This is a genomic window from Bacillus sp. NPDC094077 (assembly GCF_050279465.1).
Classification (GTDB): domain Bacteria; phylum Bacillota; class Bacilli; order Bacillales; family Bacillaceae_G; genus Bacillus_A.
Genome location: NZ_JBNNUF010000010.1, coordinates 94,103 through 108,311 on the forward strand (window position 1 = coordinate 94,103; position 14,209 = coordinate 108,311).

At 35.2% G+C, this 14,209-nt stretch carries 11 protein-coding genes and 1 pseudogene; 8 read left to right on the forward strand and 4 right to left on the reverse strand.

Going from position 1 to position 14,209, the window contains the following annotated elements:
- Positions 1–9: 9 nt before the first annotated feature.
- Both pyrE and ACQKNR_RS21425 read left to right on the forward strand, forming a co-directional pair.
- Positions 10–552, forward strand: a complete 543-nt coding sequence (gene pyrE, locus ACQKNR_RS21420; RefSeq protein ID WP_427320370.1) for an orotate phosphoribosyltransferase — start codon at positions 10–12, stop codon at positions 550–552.
- Positions 539–961: an NUDIX hydrolase gene (locus tag ACQKNR_RS21425; RefSeq protein ID WP_427320372.1), complete on the forward strand. Its 423-nt coding sequence runs from the start codon at positions 539–541 to the stop codon at positions 959–961. Before pyrE ends, ACQKNR_RS21425 begins: the two co-directional genes overlap by 14 nt.
- A 37-nt stretch (positions 962–998) precedes the next feature.
- On the opposite strand, the gene ACQKNR_RS21430 is transcribed toward ACQKNR_RS21425, so the two are convergent.
- The 3 genes from ACQKNR_RS21430 to ACQKNR_RS21440 form a co-directional block, all read right to left on the reverse strand.
- Positions 999–2,879: a vWA domain-containing protein gene (locus ACQKNR_RS21430; protein ID WP_427320374.1), complete on the reverse strand. Its 1,881-nt coding sequence runs from the start codon at positions 2,877–2,879 to the stop codon at positions 999–1,001.
- A gap of 3 nt (positions 2,880–2,882) precedes the next feature.
- Entirely contained in the window at positions 2,883–3,776 is an 894-nt protein-coding gene (locus ACQKNR_RS21435) for an ATP-binding protein (RefSeq protein ID WP_427320376.1), read from the reverse strand.
- 127 nt (positions 3,777–3,903) lie between these two features.
- Positions 3,904–5,433, reverse strand: a complete 1,530-nt coding sequence (locus ACQKNR_RS21440; protein WP_427320378.1) for a cardiolipin synthase — start codon at positions 5,431–5,433, stop codon at positions 3,904–3,906.
- 183 nt (positions 5,434–5,616) lie between these two features.
- Between ACQKNR_RS21440 and ACQKNR_RS21445 the strand changes: the two are divergent.
- From ACQKNR_RS21445 to ACQKNR_RS21455, 3 genes and pseudogenes are all read left to right on the forward strand, one after another.
- Positions 5,617–5,808, forward strand: a pseudogene (locus ACQKNR_RS21445) (hypothetical protein).
- 30 nt (positions 5,809–5,838) lie between these two features.
- Positions 5,839–6,153: a cobalt transporter gene (locus ACQKNR_RS21450; protein WP_427320380.1), complete on the forward strand. Its 315-nt coding sequence runs from the start codon at positions 5,839–5,841 to the stop codon at positions 6,151–6,153.
- A gap of 489 nt (positions 6,154–6,642) precedes the next feature.
- Positions 6,643–8,346 (forward strand): putative bifunctional diguanylate cyclase/phosphodiesterase, encoded by a 1,704-nt coding sequence (locus ACQKNR_RS21455; protein ID WP_427320382.1) that lies wholly within the window; start codon positions 6,643–6,645, stop codon positions 8,344–8,346.
- Between the two features lie 31 nt (positions 8,347–8,377).
- On the opposite strand, the gene ACQKNR_RS21460 is transcribed toward ACQKNR_RS21455, so the two are convergent.
- Positions 8,378–9,775, reverse strand: coding sequence for an amino acid permease (locus ACQKNR_RS21460; RefSeq protein ID WP_427320384.1), 1,398 nt, complete (start codon positions 9,773–9,775; stop codon positions 8,378–8,380).
- Positions 9,776–10,224: 449 nt separating this feature from the next.
- On the opposite strand from ACQKNR_RS21460, the gene treR reads away from it, so the two are divergent.
- From treR to treC, 3 genes are all read left to right on the forward strand, one after another.
- A complete protein-coding gene (gene treR, locus ACQKNR_RS21465) occupies positions 10,225–10,935 on the forward strand; it encodes a trehalose operon repressor (protein ID WP_427320386.1) in 711 nt (236 codons plus the stop codon).
- Between the two features lie 139 nt (positions 10,936–11,074).
- Positions 11,075–12,502, forward strand: a complete 1,428-nt coding sequence (gene treP, locus ACQKNR_RS21470; protein WP_427320388.1) for a PTS system trehalose-specific EIIBC component — start codon at positions 11,075–11,077, stop codon at positions 12,500–12,502.
- A 13-nt stretch (positions 12,503–12,515) separates the two neighbouring features.
- On the forward strand, positions 12,516–14,177 hold the full coding sequence (treC, locus tag ACQKNR_RS21475; protein ID WP_427320390.1) for an alpha,alpha-phosphotrehalase: 1,662 nt from the start codon (positions 12,516–12,518) through the stop codon (positions 14,175–14,177).
- The last annotated feature ends 32 nt before the right edge of the window (positions 14,178–14,209 follow it).

The following is a 14,209-nucleotide window of genomic DNA, read 5'->3' on the forward strand; positions in this document are numbered from 1 at the left end:
AGCGATAGAATGGAGAAATGGGAATTAGCAAAGGAAATTTACAGTGTGTCACGTTTAACGGGAACGTTTAAGCTTCGATCAGGACAAGTATCAAATCAATACTTTGATAAGTACTTATTCGAATCGAATCCAGTACTACTATTAGAAATCGCAAAGCAATTGAAAGAGCACATTCCTCCTGAAACAGAAGTACTAGCAGGTTTAGAGATGGGAGGAATTCCAGTAGCGACAGCATTATCTTTACAAACAGGTATACCAGTTGTATTTGTAAGAAAAGAAGCGAAGAAGTACGGTACATGTAAGTTAGCAGAGGGCGTTGATATTGCTGGGAAAAATGTTTGTGTTGTTGAAGATGTTATCACGACAGGCGGTCAAATATTATTAAGTACGAAAGATTTAAGAGAATTAGGTGCGAAAGTAAATCATGTTTTAGGTGTGATTGAACGAACAAAAGAAGGAAGAGAAAACTTATTAGAAGATGGATTGCAGTTACATTCTTTATTTACAATGGCTGAGCTAATTGAAGGAGAAAAGCAACATGCAAAGAGTTGATGTCGTATATGCACTAATACATGATGAAGAAAGAGATAAAATATTAATGGTACATAATATAGAACAAAATGTTTGGTCATTACCAGGTGGTGCTGTTGAAAAAGGTGAAACATTAGAGGAAGCTCTAGTAAGGGAAGTAAAAGAGGAGACAGGATTAACTGCTGTGGTAGGTGGATTTGTTGCAATAAACGAGAAATTCTTTGAGAAGAAAGGACACCATGCACTATTTTTTACATTCCGAGCGAAAGTGGTAACCGGTGAACTTCGTGCAGAAGATGAAGATGAAATTTCCGCAATTGAGTGGGTGGATAGAAAAATCGCAAATGAGCGATTTCCATACTACGACGGAGGATTCGAAACATTATTAGAAGTAGCCATTCCATACAAGTTTCAACCAGAAACAAAGTGAGTGAATGAAAAACCAGGAGCCATAAGGCTCCTGGTTTCTATTCAATCGTCTTCAATAATAGCTTTTTTAATAGTGGTTTAATCTTCAAACGTAAATCTTCAGCGTGATTTGCAACTAAGAAGTGATGATTATAAATATTCTTCATTAATTGATATGTCGCTTCTTTAGCTTCTCCTTCTTCGATGAAGATACCGATTACTTCCATACCACTTTTACGCGCGAGTTTAACAGCTTCATGCGTATCTAAAATTCCATCTTGTTGATAGTCTAATGCAGAAGGCTCACCATCTGTGAAGACTAGTAGGAATTTATGTTTTTCGGGTCTTTTCGCAAGTTTTTCAGAGACGATACGAATAATATATCCGTCACGGTTATCTTCCTCTTCGCGAAGTTGCATAATTTCTGGACCGACGTTTGGTAACGTTGAGTTTTTATACGTTACAACTTCGTGGATAACGTTCGGTTTATCTTCAGGTTTAGCGCTAGAAGCATCTTCCCAAAATCCACTAATAGCGTGCGGGATTTTTAATGATTTTAATGCTTCATGGAATAGTACAACACTCTTTTTCGTTTCTTCCATTTTGTTATACATAGAACCAGAACAGTCGACTAACAGTTGGAATGCAACATCGAGTTCTTGTGACTCTTGTCCTTTTTTATAAAACATGCGCGGCTGTTTTTCTGTATATATACGAAGGAATTTCTTACGAAGTCTTCCGTAATATTTATCACTATTTGCATTCGTTTTGTTTTCAATTGTTTTTTCGATAATTTTCTTTAATTCTTTTACATCTTTATTAACGACGGATTTGATGGTTTGGTAATCTTTTTTCTCGTCAGGGTTTGGCTTACGTGCTTCTTTAAATGTATGGGAAGCTCCCACATTATACTTGCCGTATACACCTTCGTTTTGACTAGAAGCGTGAGATGCTCTCGCTTCCTCTGTATCAGCACCATCAAAATTAGAGTGTGTACTTTTTTGCGAAGTACCTTGTACAGAACCAAGTGCCTGATCACCATCTTCTGATTCGCGAGCAGTATCACCCATCATATTTGTTTTTGTTCCACTTTCTAATTCGAAGCGTAAAAAGTTTTCGTTTTCATTGTTTTTATTTTCACGATGCCATGTCGAGAAGCTTTCATTAATTTTATTTTTATTTTCATCGTCAACGATTTGCGTATCATCATTTGCTAATTTTTCGGTGCGACTGTCTTTCTCATCTGCAAGAACAGATAAGTAGAGTGGTGCATGTCCGAAATAATTGTTAAGCATATCACTTTCAAGAAGCTCCTCTAAACGGTAGCGGATTTTCTCAACGATATACATAATATCTTCTGTATTACGAGCTTGGAATGTTTCATGCAAGATCGTTTCAATTTGCTCGAAATATTCATTATTAAACATTTCATATTTATCGCTCGTTAATGAAAGGTAACATAGACAAAACAGGCGATCACCGTGATAGTTACGAACACGATTGATTTCATTTTGTGAACTGAAATAGTTGCGGTACATTTCTTTTCGGCGTTTAAAAATATGCTTTGTGCCAGGGCGTATTTTTTTTACGATTTCCTCGACACGTAAATCTTCTAATAGAACAAATAATTGCGTTAAAAACTTTTTTAGAGGCGACTCTTGCAATTCAATTGCATAAGAACGAATGAAAGTCATGTCCGAGTAATGTTTATTACCAAGTGCTTTTAAGAACACTTCGCTTTTTAATCCGATTACTGTATCTTCTTCTTTTCGATCATCCCAAAAGTGACTAATGACAACCTTTTTTTCAATTTCGTCGTAGTATGCTTTATAGCCATATTCAAGGTAGGCATCATCTTCCTTTAGAAGGGCATACATTAAGTTTTCCATTTGTAGAAACAGCGACGCATCAATTTTCTTGTCACTAAAAATTTGTCTCATGAATTATCCCTCAAAGAAATAACTTTCTGCTAATTCACGGACAGTCATTTGTTCTGTTTCATCATTTAATTTTGCAATAATGCTACGCTCAATAGCGCGCATAACAGGAATATATACGCCTAAATCACATGCGTCGATAATACCACGAATACTTGCTGCTTCTTCACTTACACGTCCATCACGAGCTAAAGGCATAAGATCGCTTGCAAATGCAACGAACTTTTCAATTGTTGCAGTATCTTTTAATTTGGATTCTGCTAATAATAGTTCTTTTAATGTTTCACCTTGAATGTACGGAACTTCAATAATAACGAAACGGTTTTTTAATGCTTCGTTTAGTTCACTTGTTCCAACGTAACCTTCATTGATTGCAGCGATTACACGGTATTCGTTATCACCGTATACAACTTCTTGTGTAAATGGGTTTGTAATCATTTTACGGTAATCTAATGCACCGTGAAGTAGTGGTAACGTTTCAGGTTTTGCCATATTGATTTCATCAATATATAGGAAATGACCGTTTTTCATAGCTTTCATAAGAGGGCCGTTAACGAATGTAACTTCAGATGCGCCATCTTTCGTTTGTAGTGTGTTGTATCCTAAAATACCTTCTACGTCTAAGTCAACAGAACAGTTAATGCTATGCATTGGTTTTTGGAATAAAGACGAAAGAGTTTCCGCTAGTACCGTTTTACCACTACCAGTCGGTCCTTTTAATAGAATGTTTTTACCAAGAAGAAGGGCAGTAATAGCATCTTCGATGATACTGTTATCAGATGCTTTATATATTTTTGTACCGATTAAATGTGCATTTGCGCCAGCTTCTTGTTTATTCTTTTCGTGAATTGATGAAAGCTGTCGTTTTAAATCAGCATGTATATGAAATTGTTCTAACATGTATTTCCCACCTAACATTATTTTCATAAAGTAATACATCTTATGATAACTTGTTTTAATATGGTATGCAAAGAAAAGGAGAGGGGACAAATATAAAAGAAAAAGCAATCAATAATACACTGATTGCTTATAGTAATGGAGAAATGAGTCGCATAAAGGACTCTAATATTCTTTTTTTGATACTTCTTTTTTGGAACGAGTTCCATTTAATTTCAGTGGAATGCTTAAAGTCTTCTTCAAAATCGTGCTTAATATCATGAACGGTTTCTGATTCATACAGTACGCTAATAATTTCATAATTTAATTCAAAGCTGCGTACATCCATATTTGCTGTTCCGATTGTTGCAATTTTATCATCGACGAGTACAATTTTTGCGTGCATGAACCCATCTTTATAACTATAAATGGAAGCCCCAGCTTTTAAAAGTGGAGTGAAATAGGATTGGGATGCTTGATCGCTAATAATACTATCACTTTTACCTGGATATAAAATGCGCACATCTATTCCGGCAATTGCACTTAAGCGTAATAATGTTAAAGTTTCTTGATCTGGAATAAAGTATGGTGTAGCGATCCAAATAGATTTTTTTGCAGAGCCCATAACAGCTAATAATGTATTACGAATACTTTTATCATCTGAGCTTGGTCCACTCGCTACAATTTGAACAGCACCTTCTGCATTTGAAATCTCTTTACCTGGGAAGTATTGTCTATTCATGAATTGATCCCAAGAATAAGTATTTAAACCACTAGAGGCATAGAGCCAGTCTTCTAGAAAAATTGCTTGTAATTTATATAACGCTTTTCCCTCTATTTTTAAATGACTATCACGCCAAACGGGGAATTTTTTTGAACGGCCAAGATATTCATCACCGACGTTGAGTCCCCCGGTAAAACCAATTTCTCCATCTACAATAACGATTTTTCGATGGTTGCGATAATTGACTGTTTCAAGTAACCAAGCTGAAAAAATAGGATCAAATTCGACAATTTCAATTCCAGCTTCTTTCATAGGATGTAAAAACCGTCTTCTTAACGTATTACTTCCGAGTCCATCATAAAGGAACCGTACAATAACACCAGCTTTTGCTTTTTTTATTAAAGCATCTCGAACTTTTGTACCAATCTCATCAGATTTATAAATATAGTATTGAATATGTATGTGATGTTTCGCATGCTCGATAGCTTGCAAAATTTCTGAGAATGTTTGATCTCCGTTTGTTAAAAGTTTTGTAGATGTTCTATCTGCGGCAGGACCGCCTCCAAATTTTTGTACGACTTCTGTTAAATGTATAGAACGTTCATGTAATGGAGCTTTAAGTGATAGTTCAAGTCGTCTTCCTTCTAAAATTTCACGGAATAATTTTCTTTGTTCTTCTGAACGATGGAGATGTTTTTTTCTTCTCCAGCGGCTACGCCCGAAAATAGAGTATAAAAGCACACCTACAACAGGAAGAAGTGCTAATACTAAAAACCACGCTAAGGTACTTTGTGGAGATCTATTTTCGATAAAAATAACGAATGAAATTCCGACGATTGTGATGGACCATAGAGCACCGACAAACGTATATAACGAAATAAATGATGTATTTAATAGGAAAAGAACGATAGATACAATTGTAAATATTAATAATAATTGAACGATAGGTTTCTTCATTTCTATATAATTCCTCTAATCTTTCTTAAATATAGACTTCTTAAATAGAAGATGTAATCTGACCTCCTCATTATAAAGTGTTTTCTGTTTTTTACAAAATATAGGTATTTCCCTATACTTTCCGCATTTGTCCTACATACAGTATATTGTTACGTTTTTAAATAGAAAAGGGGGATGAATAAAATATACGGTCGCCCAGTCGGTAGTTTTGGTCATGGCGGCTTTGGACATTCACCATTTTTTGAAGGAGGTTTCTTTCCTGGATTTGTAGCAGATTCATGATTAAGCCCTGGATATGGTTATCCGTATTACCTAGGTTATTCTTATTATGCAGCTTACCAACAAAATCCGTATTATTCATACAACATCTATTAAGGTGAGAAAATTGAAAAGGAGAGGGGAATAATGCATTATATAGAAAATAACGGATTGTATTATCGCAATCATCATGGAGGGCATCATCATAATGGCGGACATAATCATTATGGTGGACACCATCATTATGATCACCATCATCATCATCACGGTGGTGGATGGGGCGGCGGTGGCGGCTCATGGGGCGGTGGGTTTTTCCCTGGAAGTTTTGCTGGAGGAGTGTTAGGCGGGCTTACAGCTGGTGCATTAACGGGTGCAGCAAGTGGAGGCTATTATCCAGCACCGTACCCGGTAACATATCCAGCACCATACCCGGGTTATCAGCAAATACCATATCCATATTAAACTAAAAAAGAGGCTATCCTCTTTTTTTAGTTTAATAATGTATTTATTTATAAAATACTTCCAAAATTAAGATGGAAATATGTTAATATTTTATTATTGTAATTCAATAACGTATATACCAATTTAGATTTTTATATTATTCGTGAATAGTTGTATAGTATGTTCTAACTTCTATTTTGCTATTAAAACGAAAAGGTTAGATGAGAGCGGAGTTAGTAGGAAATAGAGGTTGTATAGAGCTAGTTAAAGGAATGCAAGAGAATGAATGCTGTATAATAAGACAAGATAATTAGAGAAATGTGAAGCTACTAATTATAATTGAAACGGTATTATATTGCTTTTTATTACAAATAATATTATGTTATTTTAATCGGCCTATTTAAAAATATGTTTTATGTAAAGGGCTATTATTAAAAAGTGAAATGTCTCTATTTCTATGAAAAGAAACAAGTTGTGTTTTAGTTAGATAGGAAGCAAGGAGAGATGCGCATGCTAGGACAAAGAGGTCAGGCATTATATGACTCTTCATTGCGAGATTTAAAGTTGGCATTAGATGAGTCTTCAATTGTTGCAATTACAGATCGAAAAGGTCTTATTACATATGTAAATGATAAGTTTTGTGAAATCTCCAAATATACAAGAGAAGAGTTAATTGGAAAAGATCACCGTATTTTAAATTCAGGATATCATCCGAAAGCGTTTTTTCAAAACTTATGGAAGCGTATTTTGAATGGAAAAGTATGGAGAGGTGAGATTCGGAATCGAGCGAAAGATGGTACATATTATTGGGTTAAAACAACAATTGTTCCATTTTTAAATGAAAAAGGAGAGCCATATCAATTTATTGCGATCCGAAATGACATTAGTAGTAGAAAAGAAGCAGAACAGAGATTACGGTTAAGCGAAAGTCGTTATAGGGAACTTGCATATCATGATGCTTTAACGAGTCTACCGAACCGTTTGCAGTTAATAACGACTGTTAATGAGATGATTGCCGAGAAAAAAGAATTTGGCATGATTTATTTTGATTTGGATCGTTTTAAATTAGTAAATGATACGTTAGGTCATATGATAGGAGATTTACTTTTAAGCGAAGTTGCTTCACGGTTGCATTATGTGCTAGGAGAGAAAGATGTTCTGGCTAGGCTGGGTGGCGACGAATTTGTGCTGTTAACAAAAAATTATACACAAGATGAGATGGGGCAGTTAGCGACATCTGTGTTGTCATGTTTTCAGGCACCCTTTATGCTTGAAGATCATGAAGTATACATTTCAGCTAGTCTAGGACTTTGCTCATATCCACAAGATGGACAAGATGTGGAAACACTATTAAAAAATTCGGACTTAGCTATGTATAGTGCGAAAGAGCAAGGAAGAAACGCTGCGTGTTTCTTTACAGATGAGTTACGTGCGAAAATAAACCGTAGAATGAAAATTGAATTTGCTTTGCAAAAGGCAATTCGTGATGAAGAATTAGACGTGGCATTGCAACCTATTATTGATTTGAAAACGAAGAAATATACTGGTATTGAGGCTTTAGTACGTTGTATGACAGAAGACGGGCCTATTTCACCAAGCGAATTTATCCCTGTAGCTGAAGAGTCTGGACTTATTATAAAATTAGGAGACTGGGTATTAGAAAAATCATGTCGCTTGTTTAAAACATTGCCAGATTACCAAGAAGGATTAAGGTTATCTGTTAATTTATCCATACAACAATTGATGCAAAAGCGTTTTATTTTGTCTGTACGTAGCATTTTAAGGCGAACTGGTTTTCCTCCGAATCGTTTAATTTTAGAAATAACGGAAAGTATTGCTGTTCGGCATTTTGATTATATTATTGCTACATTACAAGAATTAAGAAATATGGGCGTTTTAATTGCTTTAGACGATTTTGGAACGGGTTATTCTTCCTTATATTATTTAAAACAACTACCACTGGATATAGTAAAAATTGATCGTAATTTTATTCGCGAATTTCATTATGATTACGCACAACCAGAGCGAACGATTGTAAAATCTGTTATTGAAATTGCTCATAGTTTAAATTTATCAGTAGTTGCTGAAGGGATAGAAACAGTAGAGCAAGAAAGTTTATTACAATCCATGGGCTGTGATTATGTACAAGGATTTTATTATGCGAAACCTTTATCCGTAGGCGAGTTAAAAGAAAAGTTAATTACGGATTTTTAATAAAAAAGAGAAGCGAGAAGCTTCTCTTTTTTTAATTCACTTTTTGTGAATTTTTCATTAATACTGGATAAAGAATAAGGCCTAATATAAATAATCCAATTCCTAAGAAGAAAGTTTTTAAATCAGCAGTTCCCGTTTTGATAACCCAAATGGAGTATACCAATGCCAATGTAGTAATGATCCCATCTTTTACTCGAGATCCCGGCATTATATCATACGTTTCTCCAGTAATAACTAATTTTAATTGGTACAGAGTAGAAACAAGGTATGGAATTAAATATGCTAATGTTGCTACGACGATAGCGAAATTATACGCTTCTGAAACAGTACCAGAAATCGTTGAGAATAAGAAAATTTGCGTCATCACATTTGTAATAAATAATGATTTTGAAGGACTACCTTTTTTATTTGTTTTCCCGAAAAACTTAGGGAAAAGTCCATTTTTTGCTGCCTGGTAAGGTACTTCGGAACTCACAACGATCCAGCCAACTGTAGATCCAAATAAAGATACAAGTGCGAGTAAAGCCATGATATATGCGCCTTTATTGCCAATTGCTAAATTTAATGCATCTACTAATGGTTTTTGAGATTCCTTTAAAGCATCTTGTGGAAGAGCCCCCATTGTAAGTAAAGTAATTGCCATGTAAATAAGAAGAGCGATAATTAAGCCGAAAATTGTAGCTTTTTTTACATCTCGCTGTGATTTTGCACGGTTAGAAAGCATGACAGCAGATTCAATACCGATAAACGCCCAAAGTGTTGCAATAGCAGCTGAATTGATTTGTCCACCTAACGAGATAGCTTGTCCAGCTTCATTCATAAATGTTTGACCGTCTCCGAAATTAGAGGCATTGAAAATGAATAATGTGATTACAATAAACATTGTAAATCCGATAATTTTTGCAATGGTAGCAAGAAGATTCATATTTCCAGCTCGGTCAATATTTTGAGAAAGAATACATTGAATTCCCCATAACATAAGGCTACATACGAGGAAAGTTAATCCTTTTCCGAGTTCCAGTGAAAACCCATTTATTGAAAAGAGAATTTGCTTACTTTGTAAAACTGGAAAGAATGTTGATAAATATCCAGCAAAAGAAATAATAACAGATGCGGTTGCAGCCCAGTTAGCAGCCCAATATCCCCATGCCATACTATATCCTGCAACTTTACCAGCTTTTTTTGAAGGAAACATCGCTTGAGCATAACTTTGTGGTCCTGCTTTTAATTCTGGTTTCCGAATTGCTAAATTTCCAAATACGAGTGCAATCATAAATACACCAAGGCCTGTAATACTCCATGCGAGTGTAGAACCCATTGGACCTGATACTTGTGCTAGATTTGCTGGGAGCATAAATACGCCACCGCCAACCATATTTCCGATAACAAAAGCTGTTAAAATCCATAATCCCCATTTTTTCGTTTCCATTTTTGTTAACTCCTTTGTAGTAAGTTTTGCTTAAACATCATTTTTTACTAGCGTTTTGGCAATAAAAAAAGAGCCATGTAGATAAAAAAATACCTACATGGCTCTTCGCCAAAGCGTAGGTACAACGGGAATAACCCTTGTACCTACGCGTGAATTTTTCCGCTAGGTTTCAAGGGTTAAGTATGATGATGATGTTTTTGTGCAAATGTAACTACAGTTGTATAAGTAAGCATAGTTCTTTGCTCCCTTTCTCCTCTGATTTTGAAGTTAGTATACTACATGTTTTTTTGAATGAAAAGAAAAATATAAAAATTTTTATAAAAATACGTTTTAAAGACTAAATATTTACCTATATTTTTCTTGTAATGGAAAATAAGTGAGAGATTGGCAGAAGAGTGTTGCATGGTATAATACATATAGAATTAGAAGGTGACAAGGGGCTATTGTAGATGATGAGTAAGTATGAACAAATTTATACAGAAATCAGTAAGTCTATTGATAATAAACAATTAAAAGAGGGATGTAAAATCCCATCAGAAACCGAATTAATGAAGCAGTATGAGGCAAGCCGAGGTACTGTAAGAAAAGCAGTAGATTTATTGCAAGAACGTGGATATGTGCAAAAAATACACGGCAAAGGTGTTTTCGTTTTAAAGCGAAAAAACATTGAATTTAATTTTGGCGGTATTGTAAGTTTTCAAGAAGAAAATGAACGTTTAGGACGTCATTGTATTACGGAAGTTGTGGAAATGGAGAAAGTAAAAGCGACAAAAGAGGTTGCAAAACTATTAAACGTGAAAGAAAAAACAGAAATCGATCATATTAAACGCGTACGAAATATTGATGGAGAAAAAGTAATTTTAGATATCAACCATTTTGTATCTGAATGTATTCCAGGATTAACGAGAGAAATCGCAACGGAGTCAATTTATAAATACATTGAGAAAGAACTAGGGCTACATATTAGTTATTCACAGAGGGTAATTGAAGTGCAGCCGTGTACAGAGGATGACAGAAAGTATTTAGATTTAAATGGAACAGACTATGTTGTCGTTGTAAAAAACTTTACTCATTTATACGATGGGAGTCAGTTCGAATATACGGAATCACGTCACCGCTTAGATATTTTTCACTTTTCGGATGTGGCGCGAAGAAAGTAAGGAGGTGAAACGAAATAACGTTTCATCTTTTTTTTATAAAAAAATCACCAACTCGTATATACGAGTATTGACTAACTTATATATACGAGTTAATATGTAAGTGTAAACGGTATCAAAAAAAGAAAAGAGGGACGGGAATATGGGGAAAGACTATCGTAAAACAGCAGAGGAAGTGTTGCAGTATATTGGTGGGAAAGACAATATTGAACAAGCTGCGCACTGTGTAACGAGGCTCCGTATCGCTTTAAAAGATGAAAGTAAAATAGATAATGATAAATTGCAGTCTGTTTCATTAGTAAAGGGAGCGTTTCATAATGCTGGGGTATTTCAAATTGTAATTGGTCCAGGTGATGTTGATCGAGTATACGCTGAATTGATAACGCTTGCAGGTATGAAGGAATCGACAGTAGCTGACGTAAAAGATTCTGGAAACCAAAAGTTAAATCTGGCTCAAAAGTTTGTAAAAGTATTTTCAGATGTATTTATGCCGATATTACCAGCAATCGTAACGGCTGGTTTACTGATGGGAATTAACAATCTATTAGGGGCAAAGGATTTATTTTTTGATGGTAAAAATTTATTAGATGTTTATCCGAACTTAGGCGGGCTTTGGGATTTAATTAATATGATGGCCAATACAGCATTCGTATTCTTACCGGCACTTGTCGGTTGGTCAGCGACGAAGCGTTTTGGCGGTAGTCCAATACTAGGGATTGTTATGGGATTAATGCTCGTACATCCTGATTTATTAAATGCTTGGAATTACGGGAAAGCAGCAGCAGGATTAGATGGTCAAAAAATTGAGTACTTCAACATATTAGGATTATTCCAAATTGAAAAAGTTGGGTATCAAGGTCAAATCCTACCGGTTTTAGTAGCGGCATTTGTATTGAGTAAAGTAGAGATCTTCTTAAAGAAACACGTACCAAATGCGATTCAATTATTAGTTGTACCAATTACAACAATCGTTGTAACAGGTGTGTTAGCATTAGGAATTATCGGTCCAGTTACACGTCATATTGGAGATTTATTAACAGCTGGATTAGTAGGTGTATATGAAACAGTACCAGTAGTTGGAGCAGTATTATTTGGAGCATTATATGCGCCATTAGTTATTACAGGTATGCACCATATGTTTATTGCAATCGATTTACAATTAATCGCGCAGCACGGTGGTACATTTATTTGGCCAATGATCGCTCTTTCTAACATTGCGCAAGGTAGTGCGGCACTAGCAATGTTCTGGATTTCTAAAAATCAAAATGATAAAAGTATGGCATCAACATCAGCGATTTCAGCGTACTTCGGTATTACAGAGCCAGCGATGTTCGGTGTAAACTTACGAAATAAATTCCCGTTCTATGCAGCGATTATAGGATCGGCTGTAGCAGCGATATTTATTACGTTAAATGGCGTATTAGCACCTGCTATCGGAATTGGCGGACTGCCAGCATTTATTTCTATCATTCCGAAATCGATTCCAATGTTTATTGTAGGAATGATTATCGCAGTTGTAATCCCATTTGCGTTAACATGGTTATTTGCAAAAAGAGTTAAACAGAAGTAGGAGGAAGTTAAACATGAAGGATTGGCATAAAAGTGTAGTCTATCAAATTTATCCGAAGAGCTTTAATAGTTATTACAATAAAGAAACCGGTGATATAAAAGGAGTTACAGAGAAACTAGATTATTTACAAGAACTCGGAGTGGATTATATTTGGTTAACACCGATATACCAATCACCACAAAATGATAATGGATACGATGTAAGTGATTATTACAGCATTGATCCATCTTACGGAACGATGGAAGAGTTTGAAGAACTTTTAGAAAAAGCAAAAGAACGTGACATTGAAATCATGCTCGATATCGTTGTAAACCATAGTTCGACGGAGCATAAGTGGTTTAAGGAAGCGAAGAAAGATAAAAACAACCCATATCGTAATTACTATATTTGGCGTGATGAAAAAAATAATTGGCAGTCTAAGTTTGGTGGGTCTGCTTGGAAGTATGATGAAAAGACTGAGCAATATTATTTACATCTATTTGACGAAACACAAGCGGATTTAAATTGGGAAAATGAAAAGCTTCGTGAAGAAGTGTATGATATGATGCGCTTTTGGCTTGATAAAGGGGTAACTGGATTCCGCCTTGATGTTATTAACTTAATTTCAAAAGACCAACGTTTCTTAAGCGATGACGGAAGTACTGCGACAAGTGATGGACGTAAATATTATACAGATGGTCCGCGTGTCCATGAATATTTACAAGAGATGCACCGAAATGTGTTTGAAGGGAAAGAGGTAATTACAGTAGGAGAAATGTCATCTACGACAATTGATAATTGTATTAAATACTCAAACCCTGAGCGAAATGAACTAAGTATGACGTTTAGTTTCCATCATTTAAAAGTAGATTATCCGAATGGTGATAAGTGGACGAAGGCGGAGTTTGATTTTATTAAATTAAAAGAGATTATGTCTAATTGGCAAATTGAAATGCAAAAGGGCGGGGGATGGAATGCGTTATTCTGGTGTAATCATGACCAGCCTCGCATCGTATCACGCTTTGGTGATGATGGAAAGTACCGAAACGAATCTGCAAAAATGTTAGCAACAGCCATGCATATGTTGCAAGGGACTCCCTATATTTATCAAGGAGAAGAAATCGGTATGACGAATCCTAATTTTGAGTCCATCGAACAATATCGTGATGTGGAATCGTTAAATATATATGATATAAAACAAGGAGAAGGGTTATCAAAAGAAGAGATTATAGGGATTTTAAAACAAAAATCTCGTGACAATTCCCGTACTCCGATGCAGTGGAATGAAGAGGAGAATAGTGGGTTTACAACAAGTACACCTTGGATCTCTGTGGCTGAAAATTTTAAAGAGATAAACGTAGAGAAGGCATTAGAAGATAATGAATCTGTATTTTATCATTATAAAAAACTAATTGAACTAAGAAAAACATATGATGTTATTACAGAAGGAGAATATGCTATTTTAGATGAAAATCATCCTAAGATTTGGGCATATACACGTACTGTAAATGATGAAGTACTACTTGTTATAAATAACTTTTACGGAGAAGAAATCACTTACTCCATACCAGAAAATGTTCAATTAGATGAGATGAAGCAAGAAATATTGTTATCCAATTATAAAGACTCAAGTAAAGACATTAAAAATCTTGTATTGAGACCGTACGAATCTATTGTATATCGATATACGAAATAAAAAGGTTGTATGCCGCATAGGCATACAACCTT